The organism is Nocardia sp. NPDC055002 (assembly GCF_053608825.1).
The window spans coordinates 719,401-736,951 of sequence record NZ_JBSGWE010000002.1; the positions used below are offsets into that span (position 1 = coordinate 719,401).

General features: G+C 68.4%; 20 protein-coding genes. 10 read left to right on the plus strand and 10 right to left on the minus strand.

Features of this window, described 5'->3' with window-relative positions:
* Positions 1–95 precede the first annotated feature (95 nt).
* On the minus strand, positions 96–947 hold the full coding sequence (locus ACWF99_RS10515) for an SDR family oxidoreductase (RefSeq protein WP_378654710.1): 852 nt from the start codon (positions 945–947) through the stop codon (positions 96–98).
* A gap of 114 nt (positions 948–1,061) precedes the next feature.
* Here ACWF99_RS10515 and ACWF99_RS10520 point away from each other — a divergent pair, with 114 nt between their 5' ends.
* The gene (locus ACWF99_RS10520; protein WP_378627570.1) at positions 1,062–1,664 is read left to right on the plus strand and encodes a TetR/AcrR family transcriptional regulator; all 603 of its coding nucleotides are present in this window, start codon (positions 1,062–1,064) and stop codon (positions 1,662–1,664) included.
* Between the two features lie 49 nt (positions 1,665–1,713).
* Here ACWF99_RS10520 and mqo read toward each other — a convergent pair whose 3' ends face one another.
* Entirely contained in the window at positions 1,714–3,156 is a 1,443-nt protein-coding gene (gene mqo, locus ACWF99_RS10525; protein WP_452535676.1) for a malate dehydrogenase (quinone), read from the minus strand.
* Positions 3,157–3,246: 90 nt separating this feature from the next.
* On the opposite strand from mqo, the gene ACWF99_RS10530 reads away from it, so the two are divergent.
* Complete coding sequence (locus ACWF99_RS10530) at positions 3,247–4,149, plus strand: LysR family transcriptional regulator (protein ID WP_378627573.1); 903 nt, start codon at positions 3,247–3,249, stop codon at positions 4,147–4,149.
* A 6-nt stretch (positions 4,150–4,155) separates the two neighbouring features.
* On the opposite strand, the gene ACWF99_RS10535 is transcribed toward ACWF99_RS10530, so the two are convergent.
* A complete protein-coding gene (locus ACWF99_RS10535; RefSeq protein ID WP_378627575.1) occupies positions 4,156–4,917 on the minus strand; it encodes a M23 family metallopeptidase in 762 nt (253 codons plus the stop codon).
* A 184-nt stretch (positions 4,918–5,101) separates the two neighbouring features.
* Between ACWF99_RS10535 and ACWF99_RS10540 the strand changes: the two genes are divergently transcribed.
* Entirely contained in the window at positions 5,102–5,440 is a 339-nt protein-coding gene (locus ACWF99_RS10540; RefSeq protein ID WP_378654704.1) for an ArsR/SmtB family transcription factor, read from the plus strand.
* Here ACWF99_RS10540 and ACWF99_RS10545 read toward each other — a convergent pair.
* Positions 5,422–6,396: a glycosyltransferase family 9 protein gene (locus tag ACWF99_RS10545; protein ID WP_452535965.1), complete on the minus strand. Its 975-nt coding sequence runs from the start codon at positions 6,394–6,396 to the stop codon at positions 5,422–5,424. The two genes, ACWF99_RS10540 and ACWF99_RS10545, sit on opposite strands and share 19 nt — an antisense overlap.
* 161 nt (positions 6,397–6,557) lie before the next feature.
* Here ACWF99_RS10545 and ACWF99_RS10550 point away from each other — a divergent pair, with 161 nt between their 5' ends.
* Together ACWF99_RS10550 and ACWF99_RS10555 are read left to right on the plus strand one after the other, a co-directional pair.
* Complete coding sequence (locus tag ACWF99_RS10550; protein ID WP_378627579.1) at positions 6,558–7,142, plus strand: HdeD family acid-resistance protein; 585 nt, start codon at positions 6,558–6,560, stop codon at positions 7,140–7,142.
* A gap of 99 nt (positions 7,143–7,241) precedes the next feature.
* Positions 7,242–7,592 carry a hypothetical protein gene (locus tag ACWF99_RS10555; protein ID WP_378627580.1) on the plus strand — a complete coding sequence of 117 codons (351 nt, stop codon included), beginning with the start codon at positions 7,242–7,244 and terminating at the stop codon, positions 7,590–7,592.
* Between the two features lie 15 nt (positions 7,593–7,607).
* On the opposite strand, the gene ACWF99_RS10560 is transcribed toward ACWF99_RS10555, so the two are convergent.
* Positions 7,608–8,480 (minus strand): alpha/beta fold hydrolase, encoded by an 873-nt coding sequence (locus ACWF99_RS10560; RefSeq protein WP_378627582.1) that lies wholly within the window; start codon positions 8,478–8,480, stop codon positions 7,608–7,610.
* Between the two features lie 87 nt (positions 8,481–8,567).
* Here ACWF99_RS10560 and gloA2 point away from each other — a divergent pair, with 87 nt between their 5' ends.
* Entirely contained in the window at positions 8,568–8,954 is a 387-nt protein-coding gene (gene gloA2 / locus ACWF99_RS10565) for an SMU1112c/YaeR family gloxylase I-like metalloprotein (RefSeq protein ID WP_378627583.1), read from the plus strand.
* Here the strand turns inward: gloA2 and ACWF99_RS10570 are convergent, their stop codons facing one another.
* The 3 genes from ACWF99_RS10570 to ACWF99_RS10580 form a co-directional block, all read right to left on the minus strand.
* Entirely contained in the window at positions 8,955–9,755 is an 801-nt protein-coding gene (locus ACWF99_RS10570; RefSeq protein WP_378627585.1) for a HugZ family pyridoxamine 5'-phosphate oxidase, read from the minus strand.
* The gene (locus ACWF99_RS10575; protein WP_378627586.1) at positions 9,752–11,008 is read right to left on the minus strand and encodes a lipase family alpha/beta hydrolase; all 1,257 of its coding nucleotides are present in this window, start codon (positions 11,006–11,008) and stop codon (positions 9,752–9,754) included. Before ACWF99_RS10575 ends, ACWF99_RS10570 begins: the two co-directional genes overlap by 4 nt.
* Before the next feature lie 215 nt (positions 11,009–11,223).
* On the minus strand, positions 11,224–11,940 hold the full coding sequence (locus ACWF99_RS10580) for a metal-dependent hydrolase (RefSeq protein ID WP_378627588.1): 717 nt from the start codon (positions 11,938–11,940) through the stop codon (positions 11,224–11,226).
* A gap of 113 nt (positions 11,941–12,053) precedes the next feature.
* Here ACWF99_RS10580 and ACWF99_RS10585 point away from each other — a divergent pair, with 113 nt between their 5' ends.
* Together ACWF99_RS10585 and ACWF99_RS10590 are read left to right on the plus strand one after the other, a co-directional pair.
* Positions 12,054–12,464: a nitroreductase family deazaflavin-dependent oxidoreductase gene (locus ACWF99_RS10585; protein WP_378627590.1), complete on the plus strand. Its 411-nt coding sequence runs from the start codon at positions 12,054–12,056 to the stop codon at positions 12,462–12,464.
* Between the two features lie 57 nt (positions 12,465–12,521).
* Positions 12,522–12,977 carry an SRPBCC family protein gene (locus tag ACWF99_RS10590; RefSeq protein ID WP_378627592.1) on the plus strand — a complete coding sequence of 152 codons (456 nt, stop codon included), beginning with the start codon at positions 12,522–12,524 and terminating at the stop codon, positions 12,975–12,977.
* Positions 12,978–13,034: 57 nt separating this feature from the next.
* Here ACWF99_RS10590 and katG read toward each other — a convergent pair whose 3' ends face one another.
* Both katG and ACWF99_RS10600 read right to left on the minus strand, forming a co-directional pair.
* Entirely contained in the window at positions 13,035–15,263 is a 2,229-nt protein-coding gene (gene katG / locus ACWF99_RS10595; protein ID WP_378627593.1) for a catalase/peroxidase HPI, read from the minus strand.
* A gap of 11 nt (positions 15,264–15,274) precedes the next feature.
* A complete protein-coding gene (locus ACWF99_RS10600) occupies positions 15,275–15,709 on the minus strand; it encodes a Fur family transcriptional regulator (protein ID WP_056809750.1) in 435 nt (144 codons plus the stop codon).
* 139 nt (positions 15,710–15,848) lie between these two features.
* On the opposite strand from ACWF99_RS10600, the gene ACWF99_RS10605 reads away from it, so the two are divergent.
* Positions 15,849–16,367 (plus strand): hypothetical protein, encoded by a 519-nt coding sequence (locus ACWF99_RS10605; RefSeq protein ID WP_452535677.1) that lies wholly within the window; start codon positions 15,849–15,851, stop codon positions 16,365–16,367.
* 107 nt (positions 16,368–16,474) lie between these two features.
* Entirely contained in the window at positions 16,475–17,521 is a 1,047-nt protein-coding gene (locus tag ACWF99_RS10610; protein WP_378627597.1) for a fused (3R)-hydroxyacyl-ACP dehydratase subunits HadA/HadB, read from the plus strand.
* Positions 17,522–17,551 lie beyond the last annotated feature (30 nt).

The following is a 17,551-nucleotide window of genomic DNA, read 5'->3' on the forward strand; positions in this document are numbered from 1 at the left end:
GTAGAAATCCGGTGCGCCACACCACGTCCCGCTGCGGAACGGTTCGGCTCCGATACCCGGGTACGGGTCGGACTACTCGGGTTCTAGGGGTTGTCTCAGATTCCCATGCGCCAGATCGCGGCGTCGACCGCGCGGGGTGAGACGAGCGCGAGGGCCTGGAGCACGCGAGTGTAGGTCGGGTACAGCTCGACCGGGCGGGTCCGGATCGCGGTGGTGATCCAGTCGGCGGCTTCCTCGGCCGACAGTGCCGCCGCGTCGGCGTACTTGCCGGTGGGCGCGATCATCTCGGTGCGCACCAGCGGATAGCCGATGGTGGTGACGTGCACGCCACGGCGTCGGGTCTCCGCGCCGAGACTGCGTCCGAACGCGCCGAGCGCCGCCTTCGACGCGTGGTAGGCGGTGAACAGCGGCATCGACCCCGCGGCCACACCCCAGGTCGCGACATTGACGACGTGGCCGGTGCCCGCGTCGAGCATCGACGGCAGCAGCCCCATCGTGAGCCGGGTCGCTCCGAAGTAGTTCAGCGCCATGGTGCGTTCGTAGTCGTGGAACCGGTCGGTGGTGTCGGCGGCGCCGCGGCGGATCGAACGGCCCGCGTTGTTCACCAGCACGTCGACGGTCCCGAACTGCTCGAGCAGGGACTTCGCCAGCGCGTCGGTCTGCTCGGCGTCGGCGAGGTCGCAGGTGATCATCTCGGCATCTCCGCCCTCGGCGCGGACCGCGTCGCGCACCTCGGCGAGCGGCTCGGCATTTCTGGCGACCAGCACCACCCGCGCCCCTTCCCGGCCGAGCGCGTGTGCCGCGGCTTTGCCGACGCCCGACGAGGCGCCTGTCAGCACGACAGTCTTCCCGGCGATCTCGTGCTGCTCACCACGGACCAGCCGCGCGAGCACCCGGGGGAGCGCGGGTGGGTTGAGCAGTACCGATTGTGCGACTTCGGCGAACACGGAGACTCCTGTCGAGGCGTACAGCGGGGGCGAACAGGTAATTTACTGAATAGTAAATTACAAAGGGGCCAATTGGGTGTCAACCGGCACGGAGGTCGATGGTTGGATGGACCGGTGAGCACAGCCGGTACCAAAGGTGTCCCGCGCCCCGAGCGCGAACAGCAGATCCTCGACGCCGCCGTCGCCGAAATCGGTCGTGTGGGTTACGCGGGGCTGTCCCTCGCCGACGTCGCGCAGCGCGCGGGCGTGTCCAAGCCGCTGGTCTACACCTACTTCCAGTCCAAGGACGGGCTCTACATCACCTGCGTGGACCGGGCGGCCACCGTCCTGTTCGACGCGATCGAATCCGCTATCGCCGGGGCCGGTGGGCTCAGCAAGGCGGAACGGACCCTCGACGCGATCTTCGTCGCGCTGGAACCGCGGCCGCACGACTGGACCGTGCTGTTCGACCGCTCCCACCCCGACGACGGCCCCGCCGCCGACGCCGTCCGCGCCGCCCGCCGCCGGATCGCCGCCCAGGCCGCGCGCGGTGTCGCCGATGCCATCGGCGCAGTCGAGCTCACCGACCCCACCGACCTGTCGGCGCTGACCGATGTCTGGATGGGCGCGGTGACCTCGCTGGTCCTGTGGTGGTTGCGCCACCCCGGCGAAACCGCCGCCCAGATGTCCGCCCGCAGCCACCGCCTGATCGGCGCACTCCTCACCGCCCCGCGGTGAGCGCGATCCGCACCCCGGCTGGGGTGCGGATGCGGTCGTCCGAGGTGTTCTACGAGGTGACTTCGGTGGTCGATCCGGCAGGCGGCAGCAATTCTGCGAGCAGTGGGGCCCACTCGTATCGACGTTCGGGGAAGCAGCGCTCGAGCAGGTCGCTCATGATCGACGGTGCGATGGAGGCGCCGGGGGAGGCGCCGAGAAGGCCGGCGATGGTGCCGTCCGCGCCGGTGACCAGTTCGGTGCCGAATTCGAGGACGCCGCCGCGCTCGCGATCGGGTTTGACCAGTTGGGCGCGTTGCCCGGCGTGGACCAGGGTCCAATCGGCGGCGTCGGCGGTGGGGTAGAAGCGTTGCAGCTGGGCGAACTTGCGCCGGCGTGAGGCCAGTAGCTCGGTGACGAGGTAGCGGACCAGATCGAAATTCCGCAGACCGACCGCGATTAGCGGAACGATATTGTGCGGGCGCAGAGTGGTGAACAGATCGGTGAGCTTGCCGTGGCGCAACAGGCGAGTGCTGAAGGTGGCGTAGGGGCCGAACAGCAGCGCGCCGGCGCCGTCGACCTCGCGACGATCCAGATGCGGTACCGACATCGGTGGTGCGCCCAGCGCGGCCTGGCTGTAGACCTTGGCGTGATGCTCGGCGACGACCTCGGGGTTGTCGGTGCGCAGGAACTGCGCACCCAGCGGGAACACCCCGTATCCCCGCACCTCGGGCAGACCGGCGCGCTGCAACAGCCGCAACGCGTAGCCGCCGGCGCCGACGAACACGAACCGGGCCCGAACCCGGAACTGCCGCCCACTGTCGAGATCGCGTCCGCGCACCGTCCACACACCGTCTTTGCCGCGCGTGAGCCCGGTGATCTCGCGATGCATCCGGACCGCGTTGCCCCCTGCGCTCATCGACGACAACAACGACCTGGTCAGCGCCCCGAAGTCGACATCGGTGCCCGCGGAGTGCCGGGTGGCGGCCATCGCCTCGCCGTCGGCCCGGCCGCGCACGAGCAGCGGTGCCCAGTCGGCGATCACCGCACGGTCCTCGGTGTACTCCATCTCCGCGAACGCGGGCAGCTTCCGCAGCGTCGCGTACCGCTGGCGCAGGTAGGCGATGTCGCGCTCGCCGAAGACGGCCGTGACATGCGGTGTCGAGGTGAGGAACGTGTCGGGCGCGAGCTCACCACGGCGGGCAAGGCCCGACCAGAACCGGCGCGAGAGCGCGAACTGATCGGCGATCCCCGCCGCCTTGGCGCCGTCGCCCGCGTCGGGCATGTAGTTGAGCTCGCACAATCCGGAGTGTCCGGTGCCCGCGTTGTTCCAGGGATGGCTGCTCTCGGCCGCCGGTTCGCCGAGTCGTTCGAACAGCGCGATCGACCAGTCGGGCGCGAGGGTGCTCAGCAGGGCGCCGAGCGTGGCCGACATGATGCCGCCGCCGATGAGTACTGCGTCGAGAATGTCGTCGCCGCTGCCGCTGCCGGGCTGTGTGGGTGTGGTGTCGTTCATCGTCGAACCTCCCGTGAGCTGTGTACCGCTATCGTCGCGCCCGGAACAGCGATCCGTCCAACACGGAATCGCCGAAGATATGATCCGGATATGGATGATTCATCGGAGACGGGAGCGCAGGCACTGGCTCCGCTGCTGGCCGCCTTCGACGCGGCGGCCGAAGAAGGCCACTTCACGCGCGCGGCCCAGCGACTCGGTGTGCCGCAGTCCTCACTCAGCCGCCGTATCAGAACGATGGAGCAGCTCCTCGGCGTAGCGTTGTTCCAGCCGGTCGGGCGCGGGGTCGCCCTCACCCCGCAGGGGCGTGATCTCTACGCACGCACCAGGGGACTGGTGCGCGCTCTCGACGACGCGGTGCGGCAGGTGCGCGCCGACGCCGACCCCGACAGCGGGCTGGTGCGCTTCGGGTTCCCGCTCACGCTCGGCCCGGTCAGCATCCCGTCGTTGCTCGCGCAGTTCCATACCCGCGCGCCGCGGATCCGGCTGCACCTGGTGCAGGCGCACGGCGAGGCGCTGGCCGAGCAGGTGCGCGAGGGCAGGCTCGACCTCGCGGTGATGATTCCGCCCCCGTCCGACCTGCCGACCGTCGATCTCGGCCGTCAGCGCATCGACCTGCACGTGTCGCGCACGCATCCGCTGGCCCGGCGCGCCCGCATCGACCTCGCCGAACTGGCCGACGAGGCGTTCATCGCGAACCCGCCCAGCTACCAGCTGCGCACCCTGCTCGACAGCTGGTGTGCCGCAGCGGGTTTCACACCGCGAGTGGTATTCGAGATCACCGAGTTCGAAACCCTGCGCGCACTGGTCGCACTCGGGCAGGGCGTCGCGCTCCTGCCTGCCGCCGAGGTCGTGAACCCCGACCTGGCGGTGATACCCATCGATGGCGAACGCGACCGCGAGGTCGGCCTGGTCTCGGGAGACCATGACTCGACGCTCGCGGTCGCGCGGCTTCGGGAATTCCTGATCGCGCGCCGGGCGGCGATCAGTGGGTGAGCGGTATCAGTCCTGGGCGACGCCGGCATCGACGCCACGCGCGGCGAGCCACGGGTGCGGGTCGATCGGGGCGCCGTAGAGCGAGCCGTCCGGCACGTGCACCTCGTAGTGCAGGTGGGGGCCGGTGGAGTTGCCACGGTTACCGACGGTGGCGATGGTGTCACCGGCGTTGACGTGCTGACCGACCTGAACCAGGATGTCGTTCACGTGGCCGAACACACCGATGGTGCCGTCATCCTGCTGGACGCGGACCCACAGGCCGAAGCCCGAAGCCGGACCGGCCTCGATCACGGTACCGTCGGTGACGGCGAAGATCGGCGCGCCGATCGGGTCACCGAAGTCGATGCCGTTGTGCGCGGTGCCCCAGCGGGCGCCGTAGTAGGAGGTCAGCCTGCCGCTGACCGGGCGAACGGTCTGCGGGCGCGGCGGCGGCGGGGGAGCGATGAACGGCAGCGGCGGCAGTTCCAGGCCGACTGCTTCGCGGTGCTCCTCCCACGGGATCGGGGCGGACGCCGGGGTCTCGCCCTGCGGGCCCTGGGCCTCGGCGGGGGTGTACGCGGTGAAGCGGTACGGCGACTGGCCGGAGTTGATGGCCTCGGTGGCGTCCGCGGCGATCGTGGTAGTGGGAACAGGGCTCTCGGGCTCACTGAAAGTGGCGACGGAGGTACCCACGAGTGCGGACAAAGCCACCGCACCCGCGACCACGCCTCCCCAACGACCTGCGAAGGCGTCGGAGACTCGAGCAGATAACGGGTTGGTCACGAACATGGTTATGAACGTAGCTAAACCGTAACCTTCGCGGCGAATCATGTGGCTGCGATCACGAAGCGCTATAACCGCAGTTGATCTATAACGATACTCTAACGAATAGCCAACATCCTGTTACTCACCGGGTGAAATGTCCCTGGTCAAGATCGTTGCCGAAATTCCGCATCCCGGGGACACTGATTCAGTGGACGCTAACGGAGTTCGTGCGATCACGGCGTTATCCGACCCCACCCGGCGCGCGATCTTCGAATTGCTGCCGCAGGGTCCCCGCTCGGTGTCCGACCTCGCCGCCGCCACCGGAATCACCAGTTCAGCCGCGTCGCAGCACCTACGCGTCCTGCGTGAGGCCCACCTGGTCCGCATGCGCCGCGCCGGGAACAGGCACCTCTACTCGCTCGACCCCCGCGGCCTCAACGACGCGCGCGACTACCTCGACAAGTACTGGCCCAGCGCGCTGGCCGCCCATGCCGCCGCCCTGCGGGAGGCGGCCGACGCCGACCCGGCTCAGCCCACCCGGCGGTAACGCGACCTGCCGGATTCGGCCCACGCCTGCTTGTCCAGCTGCATATCGACCGCCGCGATCACCTCGGGCACGCCGATCCGCAGCAGTCCGGGGTCGGTGCTCAGGCCGTCCGGATCGCCGACCTGCCCGGCCCAGAGCACCGCGTGCCTGCCCAGCAGATGCGCGGGCGGGCCGCCGCGACGCGGTGGTGTGGGGCCGAACAGCAGGACCGTGCGAGTGCCGAACGCTGTCGCCAGGTGTGCGACGCCCGTATCGCCGCTGATCACGAGGGCGGCCTCGGCCACCGTCGCCGCCAGGTCGGTGAGGTTCTGGCGACCGGCGAGGACCCGGTCGTCGGGCAGGCCGGCCTGGGCGGCCACCTGCCGAGCGATATCGTGCTCGAACGGGTCGCCGGTGAGCACCACATCGCGGCCCAACACCAGCAGGTGGCGCACCACCGCGGCGAACCGCTCGGGCGGCCACCGGCGGGCGGGCGCGCCCGCGCCGATGTGGACGACGACGCAATCGCGCCGGCTGATCGAGGCCACCGGCGGCACCAATCCGAGGTTGCGCCGATCCGCGTCGATGCCTTCGCCCTCGAGCAGGCGGCACCACCGGTCGACGACATGCGCGTCGGGATCCCAGCGCGGACCCGCGAGCTTGGGCAGCGCGGGCGTGCGATGACCGATGATCCGCGCGGCCCCGGTATCGGCCAGTGCTCGTGCGCTGGCGCCGTCGGGGCCGTGCAGGTTCACCGCTAATTCGGGCGCGGGTCCATCCCAGATCAGGGCGGCCGGGTCAGCGGTGGCGACGAGTTCATCGACCGAGGAGATCAGGTCGACGATCTGCTCCAACCGATGCGGCGCCGCCAGGACGATCCGGCTCTGTGGTTCGGCCCGGCGCAGGGCACGCAGAGCCGGGACCGCGGAGAGAAGCTCACCGAGGCCCCGAGCTTGCAGCACGAGTACAACCGACACATTCTTCATCTACCCGAGACTGTCGCCGACCAAACTTTCGCGAGGGCAACGATGTGACGCCTCGCTTGTGCTCCCGCTCACGGCGCCGCGCGCGATCGCGACACGATTACAGCTCCAGCTAATTTCCGGAAAACCAGAGCGAGCGGGCATAACATCTCGTCATGACGACAAATACCGTGATTGGGAGCCCGTTCACGGCTCTTGCCAAGAAAACCTGGCAAACAGTTCTGGTCACCGGCCTCCTCGCGGTGGTCCTCGGCATCATCGTGCTGGTGTGGCCCGGTCCGTCGCTGCTCGTGGCGGGCATTCTGTTCGGTATCTACATGGTTGTCAGCGGCATCTTCCAGCTGATCGCCGCCTTCACCCACCTGCCGAGCACCAGCTTCCGGGTGCTGTCGTTCATCAGTGGTGTGCTGTCGCTGATCATCGGTGTGTTCTGCTTCCGCGACGACCTCACCTCGATTGTGTTGCTCGGCTTGTTCATCGGCATCAGCTGGCTGTTCCGTGGCGTCGCCGTCCTGTTCGCCGCCATCTCGGAGTCGGGCGTGCCCGGCCGGGGCTGGCAGATCTTCTACGGCATCATCAGCGCGCTGGCCGGTGTCGTCCTGATCGTGTGGCCGATCAGCTCCATCGCCACGCTGGTCTGGGTCGTCGGCATCTTCCTGATCGTCATCGGTGTCATGGAAGTCATCACCGCCTTCGGCATCCGCAAGGACGCGCATCTGCTGGACGAGCAGCTGGGCTGACCCCGCCCACGGAAATAGTTCGTCTGAACCGGCCGGTGCCTTCGGGCACCGGCCGCTTTCGTCTGAACTACGCTGCCGTCTGAACTACGCTTCGCACCCATGGAATTCGTTTACAACCTGGTGGTTGTCACCCACCTGCTCGGCATGGCCGCGGTGGTCGGTGGGTACGTCGCATCGCGTCCGGTGGTGTCCGAGCTGATGGTGTGGGGCGCGCGCGCCCAGCTGATCACCGGGGTGATCCTGGCCGGGCTGGCGTCGGGGATCGACTCGCTCGACAAGGATCCGGATACGACGAAGCTGGCTGTGAAGCTGGTTGTCGCGGTCGCGGTGGCCGCGTTCGCCGAAATGGGCCGCGGTGACGCGAAGCGGGGCAAGCAGATCGACTGGATGACCGACGCCGCCGGCGGCCTCGCGATCGTGAACGTGCTGGTCGCGGTGCTCTGGACCTGAGTCGACGGGAAAGGATCAGGAGGTGCGCGCGAGCAGATCGGCCGCGACGCGGTGTGGGATCTCGAGGTGCGGGCAGTGTCCCGCGTCGGGGTATTCGACGAGGTCGGCGCTGGGGGAGCGCTCCGTGATCGCCGTCGCCATGTGCGCGCCCGACACCGGATCGCGCATGCCCCACAGGAATGACACCGGCACCTCGGTGCCGAAGATCGCCCGTTCCAGGCGTTCCCGGTGGGCGGCGCGTTCGGGAATGTAGGCGAGCAGCCTGCGATGGACGTCGCCGTCCGGGTCGCCCGACCGCAGTGCTCGATAGTGCGTGGCGGCGAGATCGCGATCGAGCGGATGCTCGGCGGAGAAGACCTCGGCCCAGCTGCGAACGAACACCGACTCGGTGTACGCCCGAGCCAGGAGGCGCCCGAGCCCGGGGACGAGCGCCGCGCGCTGCACGAGCCGCGGTCGATAGTGCTCGGCGATCAGCCCGCCGTTGAGGAAGGTCGCGCCGGTCGGCTCGAACCCCGCTGCGGCGCCGCGGGCGAGGAGTTCGCTCAGCACGATCCCGCCGTAGTCGTAGGCGGCGATGTGGGCGCGGGTGATGCCACGCGCGGCGAGGACCCCGGCGACGAGGTCGGCCTGTTCGAAGATGCTGTAGCGGTGTCCGGGTGGCTTCTCGCTGGCGCCGTAGCCGAGGAAGTCGACACTGAGCACCGTGTGTTCGGCGGCCAGTGCCGGTTCGATCCCGGACCATTCGAGCGAGGAGCTCGGAAAGCCGTGCAGGAGAACGACAACCGGCCCCGACCCGGTGGTGCGCACGAATATCCGCCGCGTCACGCCGCGCACCGCGACATCGATCAGTTCGCCGCCCGATTGCCACCGGTCCCAGAGATCCGTCATCGCGCCTCCTGCGGCTGGTCTCATTATGAGACTAAAATTAGCGCGTCCGTGCGGGTTCCGCCAGCGGGCATCCGCTAGCGTTGCGGCGTGCAATTTCTCGGCATCCACCACATCGCGATCATCGCGACGGACTACGCCCGCTCCAAGAGTTTCTATACCGAGACCCTCGGCGGCACCGTCCTCGACGAGAACTACCGAGCCGATCGCGATTCGTGGAAGCTCGACATCGAGTTGCCCGGCGGGGTCCGCATCGAACTGTTCTCGTTTCCCGACCCGCCCGCACGCCCGAGCAGGCCGGAAGCGGCGGGGTTGCGGCACCTGGCCCTGGCGGTCGCGAGCGTGCCCGCTGCCCTCGACGAGCTGCGGGCGCGGGGTGTCCGTACCGAGGAACTGCGCACCGATGAGCACACCGGTCAGCAGATGGCCTTCTTCTTCGATCCGGACGACCTGCCGCTCGAGCTGTACGAGGCGTGATCAGGGCGTCGCGCGGGCCCGGCGCGCGAGTTCCACGGTCGCCGCGCGCAATTCGCTGATCTCGGACAGGGGTGTGGCGTAGCCGACGCGGGTGAGCGCCACGCCGCGTGGTGATTCCACCCGCAGGTCGAGGCCGTAGCGGTCGGCCTTCTCGCAGGTGGCGGCGATGGCGTCGGGGAACCCGCCCAGCTGCTGGGCCATCGCCAGCAGCGCTTCGGCATGGTCGGCGTTGAGGTGCGCGACACCGGGCGCGGCGTGCGCGACGATCGGGTCCGGCTGCGCGGCGAGGTATTCCGCGGCCGAGGCCGAATCCATCCGGCCGTAGCCGCCGACCCAGCGCACCCGCTCGATGCGCAGCACCCACAGCGTGAAGTCGCTGTAGTCGATGTAGTACTTGGCCGCCGGGATCGCCGCGAGGTGGGCCGCGCGGGCCGCTTCCGCCTCTGCACCGGTCGGGCGTTCCACGAAACCGGCGAGGGTGATCCGGGTGCCCGCCAGCGGGTCGGCCGGGATGTCGGGGGTGACGATCGCGATGCTGGCGCGCGGGTCGGCGGCCAGGTTGCGGCCGTGTTCGGCCAGGCGCGACACGCTCAGCACCGGTGCGCCGTCGAGCAATCCGTAGGTGATGAACGACGCCCAGGGCGCGCCGTCGGCGGTGAGGCTGGCCAGCGTGCCGGTATTGGTGCCCGCTGCGATCGTTCTGGCTTCTTCGGCCGGCGAGGGGCGGGCCTCGTTGGCCAGGGGAGCGGTCGGCAGCGGAATGGCAGGTGCGTCGCCCGGGTCGCCGTGGTCGAGAGTCATGGCCACAGCGTATCCACCTGACGCGCGCGGCGGGGTGCGCTGGTCAACCAGCCGTGCAGCGCTTCGTAGACAGCGTCGTGATTGAGCAGGCTGAAATGGTTCGCCGCGGGGATGTGCAGGCTGTTGACCGCGTCGAAATCCAGGCGCCGGGTCCGTCCACGCCCCGACCCGCTGCCCGTGAGAACCATGCCGTCACCGATGATCACGCCGAGCGGATGCTTCGGGCTGTGGGTGATGGTGGTGGTGACGAAGTAGTGATCGACGCCGGGCAGCAGCGGCACTTCCTTCACCGCTCGCGCGCGCAGGGTGTTCACGTCGAGGTCGCGCCAGTCCTCGTCGACCAGCGAGCCCTGCCGCAGGTCGCGGATGCCCGCGCTGCGCCTGCGCAGCAGTGTGCTCAGCGGCCGGGTCTCGGGTAGCAGATCGAGCGCGGCCGACGCGTAGTGCACGAGCTGTTCGAGCGGCGCACCGAGGTGTGGTGAGCCGAGGCACACCACCTGCCGCACCGATCGCACCCACTGCTGGCCCGACTCCTCGGCCTGATGGCAGGCGCTGCGCATGACCAGTCCGCCCATCGAGTGCCCGATCAGGCAGATCTCGTGCACCGGCATCGGCCAGCTGTCGACCAGGCGGGTCAGCAGGGCGCTGAGCTGGGCGGCGTTCTCGGAGATGTGCAGACCGGTATTGAAGCGGACGAAGAGGGGGGTGTAGCCGAGATCGTCTTCGAGGCGCTCGCCGTAGGTGGGGCGATTGCCGAGCCGCCAGGAGTGTTCGGTCTCCACGAGTCCGTGCAGGAGCACGACCAGCCGGGTCGTCGGCACCGGGACGTGGGCGGCGAACTCCTCGGGCGGGACCGGGACGCCGTCGACGCGAAAGGTCATGGGGGAGGAGAGGATCGGGGTCTCGTCCTCGAGCGCGTCACCGATCAGCCCCTGGATCGCGGCGAGAATGCCCGCACCCCACACGGTGCGCGAGGGAGCGGTGACACCGGGCAGCTGGACCGCGCCGGCGACCTCGCCGACGACGAAGCCCGTGCCGCTGACGGCGGCGTACACGCCATCGGTGATGGCGTCGTGCACGACCTTCACCGGCGCCGCCGCGGGACCGACGCCCAGCCGCACCGCCGCGAATACCCGGTCGGAGAGGGCTCGGTGGATGGCCGCGATCCCATCGACCGCCCCGGCGAACTCGTCACCGGCGAGCCGTGTGAGCGCCTGTACTTCGGCCTGGGCTTGGGGGAGCTGCTCCGTCACGGAGTTGAGAGTACAACTGTGCACTGAATGATGCTGGGGTTGGGGCGGCTTCGAGACCTGCGACGATGCCCTGAGTGTCGGCGTTGGGAGGACTCACAAGTATCATTCAGAGACTGAGATATGCGCATCTAAACATGTGAACCGGTCGGAGTGATCGGCGAAGAACCGGCTACGCCGGTCGGCTCGGGACGGCGGGAGCCCCGCCGTCCCAGCGATCACGGCCGGTGGATGATCGCGTACCAGAGCGCGCCCATCGTGCCGAGCACGAACAGGGGAGAGATGACCCAGGTCTCGACCCGGTTCCCGGTCCGCTCGATCAGCGGCACCCGGGTGCGCAACGGAAACGGCCACAGCAACCGGCAGCCCCGATCGGTGAGGCAGTCGCCGAGCAGGTGGGCCAGACAGCCGAGACCCACGCAGATCGGCAGCCATGCCGGTCGGTCGACGATCCACTGGTCGACCGCGAACGTTCCCGCCGTCGCCAGCACGATCACCGTTCCGTAGGTCCGGACACTCTTTCCCGGCGGGCACAGGTGCAGCGATCGCACCGCGAGGGCGAGCAGGAAGAACACGAGGCCGAGGGTGAACGGTCTGCCGAGGTAGTGCTCGCCCGCCCAGGTGGCCGCGACCGCGGCGACGACGAACAGCAGTGAATGCGTGCCGTGACGATGTCCGCCCGACGCCCAGGAGATCAACCGGCACAGGTGATGTGACACCGGCCCGAGCACGTGGGAGATGGTGCCGCTGGGATGATCCGCGTCCGGCAGCAGCGCCGCACCCGCGGTGAGCAGCGTGCCCATGATGAGTTCGGCGATGCCGAATCGCGTTGTGTCGCTGTCGAACAGAGGGAAAGCGGCGACCGTGAGCGGTAGCGCGGCGGCCGTACCGGCCCAGGCCAGTGCCCCACTCGTCGCATGAGAATGTCCTAGCACCCCGCAACGTTAGAGTAAGTCACTACTTCGGCGCATATGCCGTGGACAGCGCCGGAATGCGGGGCGCGCCTGGATCGTTGGGGCAGGGGGAGTTACCCGACGAAAGGACCACGATGAATGCTTTCAACGACCAGGTGATCGCCGAGTTCCGTGCCAACGGCGGCCGCGTCGGTGGCATGTTCGAAGGCAACGACGCCATGGTGATCATCACCACCACCGGCGCGAAGTCCGGGCGCGCGATCACCAATCCGCTGGTGTTCCTGCCCGACGGCGACCGGATCGTGCTGATCGCCTCCAACGGTGGCGCCGACAAACACCCGGCCTGGTATCACAACCTCCTCGCCGACCCGGAACTCACCGTGGAGGTCGGGACCGAAACCTACCGGGGCAAGGCAGAACTCGTCGCCGATCCCGAGCGCACCGCCCTCTACGACCGGATGGTCGAGCGGCTGCCGGGTTTCGCCGAGTACCGCGACAAGACCGATCGGGAGATCCCGGTGTTCGCGGTGTACCGGACGAGTTAGTCGCGTGCTCGAGCGGAATGGTTGCCGGGGTGGGTGAGCTGCTGGTTCTATCGCCCGGTGACCGAAACCATCGACGTGCCACGCATCGTCCACGCCTCCCGCGACATCGCGGCGACCCCCGCCGCGATCTTCGACCTGATCGCCGATCCCGCGCAGCAGCCGCGCTGGGACGGCAACGACAACCTCGCGCAGGCCGTCGAAGGCCAGCGGGTCCGCGCGGTCGGTGACGTGTTCACCACGACGCTGACCAACGGCGCCGACCGCGACAACCACATCGTCGAATTCGAGGAGGGTCGCCGTATCGCGTGGAACCCGTCGGAGCGGGACAAGACCCCGCCGGGACACCTGTGGCGCTGGGAGCTCGAGCCGATCGACGACACCCACACCCGGGTGACCCACACCTACGACTGGACCGAACTGCACGACGAGTTGCGTCAGGTGCGAGCCAAGGCCACCACCGCCGACAAGCTGCAGGCATCGGTGGACCGGCTGGCCGCCCTCGCCGAGTCCTAGCCACCAGCGAAACACCCTGCGACTCATGCTGAGCCGCAGGGTGTTTCGCTGTCCGGATCAGGCGGTGACGTCGAACCGGTCGAGGTTGCTCACCTTGGTCCACGCGGCGACGAAGTCGTGCACGAACTTCTCCTTCGCGTCGTCGGTCGCGTAGGCCTCGGCTACGGCCCGCAGCTGCGAGTTGGAGCCGAACACCAGGTCGACACGGCTACCGGTCCACGTCACCGCGCCGGAGGAGCGGTCACGGCCTTCGTAGACGTTCTCGTCGGCGGCCGAGGGCGCCCACTCGGTACCCATGTCGAGGAGGTTGACGAAGAAGTCGTTCGTCAGCGCACCCGGGGTATCGGTGAACACGCCCAGCGGCGAGGACTGGTAGTTCGCGCCGAGCACGCGCAGACCGCCGATCAGCACGGTCATTTCCGGCGCGCTGAGCGTGAGCAGGTTCGCCTTGTCGATCAGCAGGAATTCCGCGGGAATCTGCGCGTCTTTGGACACGTAGTTGCGGAACCCGTCGGCCGGGGTCTCGAGCGCGTCGAACGACTCGACGTCGGTCTGGGCCTGGGTCGCGTCGGTACGGCCCGGCGTGAACGGCACCGTCACCGGGAAACCGGCGGCCTGGGCGGCCTGTTCCACACCGACCGCGCCGCCGAGGACGACCAGGTCGGCGAACGACACCTGCGTACCGCCTGCGGTGTTGAACGTGTCCTGGATGCCCTCGTAGACGCGCACCACCTGGGCGAGCTCGTCGGGCTGGTTGACCGCCCAGCCTGCCTGCGGCTGCAGCCGGATCCGGCCACCGTTGGCGCCGCCACGCTTGTCGCTGCCGCGGAACGACGAGGCCGCCGCCCACGCCGTCGTCACCAGCTGGGCGATGGACAGGCCGGAGGCCTGGATCTGGCCCTTGAGCGCGGCGATCTCGGAATCACCGATCACCGGGCCGTTCTGGGCGGGCACCGGGTCCTGCCACAGCAGTTCCTCGGACGGAACCAGCGGGCCGAGGTAGCGGGCGATCGGTCCCATATCGCGGTGGGTGAGCTTGTACCAGGCGCGGGCGAACGCGTCGGCGAACTCCGCGGGGTTCTCCAGCCAGCGGCGGGTGATCGGGCCGTAGATCGGGTCGAACCGCAGCGACAGGTCGGTGGTCAGCATGACCGGTGCGCGCTTCTTGCCGGTGATGAACGGGTCGGGCACAGTGTCGGCGCCCGCGCCGTCCTTCGGGATCCACTGATGCGCGCCCGCCGGACTCTTGGTCAGCTCCCATTCGTACCCGTAGAGGGTTTCGAGGAAGTTGTTGTCCCAGGTGATGGGGGTGCTGTTCCAGATGCCTTCCAGGCCGCTGGTGATCGCGTCCTCGCCGACTCCGGTGCCGAAGCTGCTCTTCCAGCCCAGCCCTTGCTGTTCCAGCGGTGCGGCTTCCGGTTCGACGCCGACCAGATCGGCGTCGCCCGCACCGTGGGTCTTGCCGAAGGTGTGGCCGCCGGCGATCAACGCGGCGGTCTCCTCGTCGTTCATCGCCATCCGCGCGAAGGTCTCGCGGATGTCCACGGCGGCCGCGAGGGGATCCGGATTGCCGTTGGGGCCTTCGGGATTGACGTAGATCAGGCCCATCTGGACCGCGGCGAGCGGACGCTCGAGGTTGCGGTCACCGGTGTAGCGTTCGTCGCCGAGCCAGGTGCGCTCGGGGCCCCAGAACACGTCTTCCTCGGGCTCCCACGCGTCGACGCGGCCGCCACCGAAACCGAACGTCGGCAAGCCCATCGACTCGAGCGCGACGTTGCCGGTGTAGACGATGAGGTCGGCCCACGACAGCTTGCGGCCGTACTTCTTCTTCACCGGCCACAGCAGCCGGCGCGCCTTGTCCAGGCTGGCGTTGTCGGGCCAGCTGTTGAGCGGGGCGAAGCGCTGCAGGCCCGCGCCCGCGCCGCCGCGGCCGTCGCCGACCCGGTAGGTGCCCGCGGAGTGCCAGGCCATCCGGATGAAGAACGGGCCGTAGTGGCCGAAGTCGGCGGGCCACCAGGACTGCGAGGTCGTCATGACCTGCTCGATATCGGCCTTCACCGCGGCCAGGTCGAGGGTGGCGAATTCGGTCGCGTAGTCGAAGTCTTCGCCCATGGGGTTCACCGAGGGCGGATTCTTCTGCAGCAGTGTCAGATTGAGCTGGTTCGGCCACCACTCGGCGTTCGCTCCGCGCGCGTCGGTGGAGGCGAACGGACGATGCATGACGGGGCAACCACTGTCACCGGCTTCCGTGTTGGCTTCCGCGATAGGTGGGTGTTCCTCGGGCACGGTGAATCCTTTCAGGAGAGTGATGGTGATGTCGTGCAGTCGGGGCACCTGCCCCAGTAGATGACTTCTGCCTCGTCGACGACGAAACCGCGGTCGTCGAGGGGAGTCAGACAGGGTGCGTCGCCGACGGCGCACTCGACATCGACGATCACCCCACAGGATCGGCACACCAGGTGATGATGGTTGTCACCGACGCGGGTCTCATAGCGCGCGACGGTGCCCATCGGCTGGATCCGCCGGAGCAGCCCGGCGCTGGTGAGTGCCCGCAGTACGTCGTAGACGGCCTGCTGGCTGACGGCCCCGAGGGTGGCTCTGACTCGGCTCAGAATGGTGTCTGTATCGGCATGCGGATGCTGGTGCACTGCGGTGAGCACCGCCAGGCGTGGCGCGGTGACGCGCAGTGAGGCTGCGCGCAGCATCTGTTCGAAGTCCGATGTGGTGGACACATTCCAGATCATGACTCATTCCAGATGATGTGGGGGCGGGTTTCCAGGATGAGTTGTGATGACATACCGGGCAATTCACGCAATACTGGCGAGGAAGACCGGATCGGGGAGTCCGGTCCATGAGCATGGGGTGGGAACGATGTCGAATCGTCAGTGGTATGCCGTGTCCGCGATCGCGGTGGTCCTTCTGGTAGCTGGATGCGAGTCGGGACAGTCCGTCGACGCCGCGCCGGCGAGCAGTTCGCCGACGGCGACCACGTCAGTGCGCGCGACCACTCCCGCGGCGCCAGTGCTGAACCGTCGTGGCGAGAACGGAGCGGTGGTTCAGCAGGACGGGCTGGTCGGTGCGGGCAAGCTCGACATCGTCAACGGCAACAGCGACGACTTCGCGGTCGTGGTGACCAACGGCGATCCCAAGAAGCCACAGGCCACCATCTACGTGCAGGGCAATTCCAACGCCACCCTCACCGGGATCGACGGCACGTACTACGTCTATCTGAAGACCGGCAAGGATTGGGACGAGGCGACGCTGGCCTTCACCCGCGAGCGCGAGTTCCAGAAGTTCGACGACCCGTTCGACGGCGACTCCGATTGGGAGATCACGCTGCAGCCTTCGATCGGTGGCAACGCCAGCACCAGCGACGTACCCTCCTTCTGACCGCGGTGGAAGGGCACAGAACTGTGAACTGTGCCAAGGAATGCCCGGTCCGCCTGCGCGTCGACTAGCCTGCCGGGTGTCCGTTCCCCGAACGAAGGTGATTCATAGTGACTTCCGTAGTCGATGCCCCGCCCGTCGATGGCCCTGACACCGCGTCGAAGGTAGGGCACTACTACCGGGTAGAGGGCGTCTACGAGGTCGGTCGCGAGAAGATCCGCGAATACGCGCGCGCCGTCCAGGACTTCCATCCCGCCCACTGGGAGGACGAGGCCGCTGCCGCGCTCGGCTACCCGGGTCTGGTCGCGCCGCTGACGTTCGTCTCCATCCCGGCTATGGCGGCGAACAAATTGCTGTTCGAAACGGTGGTCGTCGGCTACGACATGTTCGTGCAGACCGAGCAGGTCTTCGAACAGCACAAGCCGATCGTGGCCGGTGACCGGCTCGTGGTCGATGTCGAGCTGACCTCGGTGCGCACGATCGCGGGCAAGGACCTGATCACCGTCACCAACACCTTCGTCGACGAGCTCGGTGAGACCGTGCACATCATGCACACCACGGTCGTCGGCATCACCGGGGACGACGGCGTGGATCCCGCGATCACCGCCGCGGTGGAGAACATCATGCTCCACGGCGTGAGCATCTACAGCGCCGACAAGAGCGCCGTGGTGGAGACCACCCTGCGTCCCGAGGGTGAGGTTGTGCTGTCGGTCGAGGGCGCCGCCCGTGTCCCCAGCACCACGATGTCGTTCGACGAACTCACCGTCGGAGACGAACTCCCGCTGCGCGACGCGCGCGTCTCGCGCGGTGATCTCGTCAACTACGCCGGCGTCTCCGGCGACGGCAACCCCATCCACTGGGACGAGAAGATCGCCGAGCTGGCGGGCCTGCCCGACATCATCGCCCACGGCATGCTCACCATGGGTCTCGGCGCGGGCTTCGTGTCCACGTGGTCCGGCGACCCCGGCGCCGTCACCCGCTACGGCGTTCGCCTGTCGACCTACACCATCGTCGGCCGGGAGGGCGGCCAGGTCGAGTACACCGGCCGCGTGAAGTCCCTCGACCCCGAGACCCGCAGCGCGGTGATCGCCATCGTCGCCAAGTCCGGCGGCCGCAAGATCTTCGGTCTCGCCACCGCGAACCTGCGCTTTCGCTGACCCCGGCGCGGTGGACCCGACTTCGTAGCC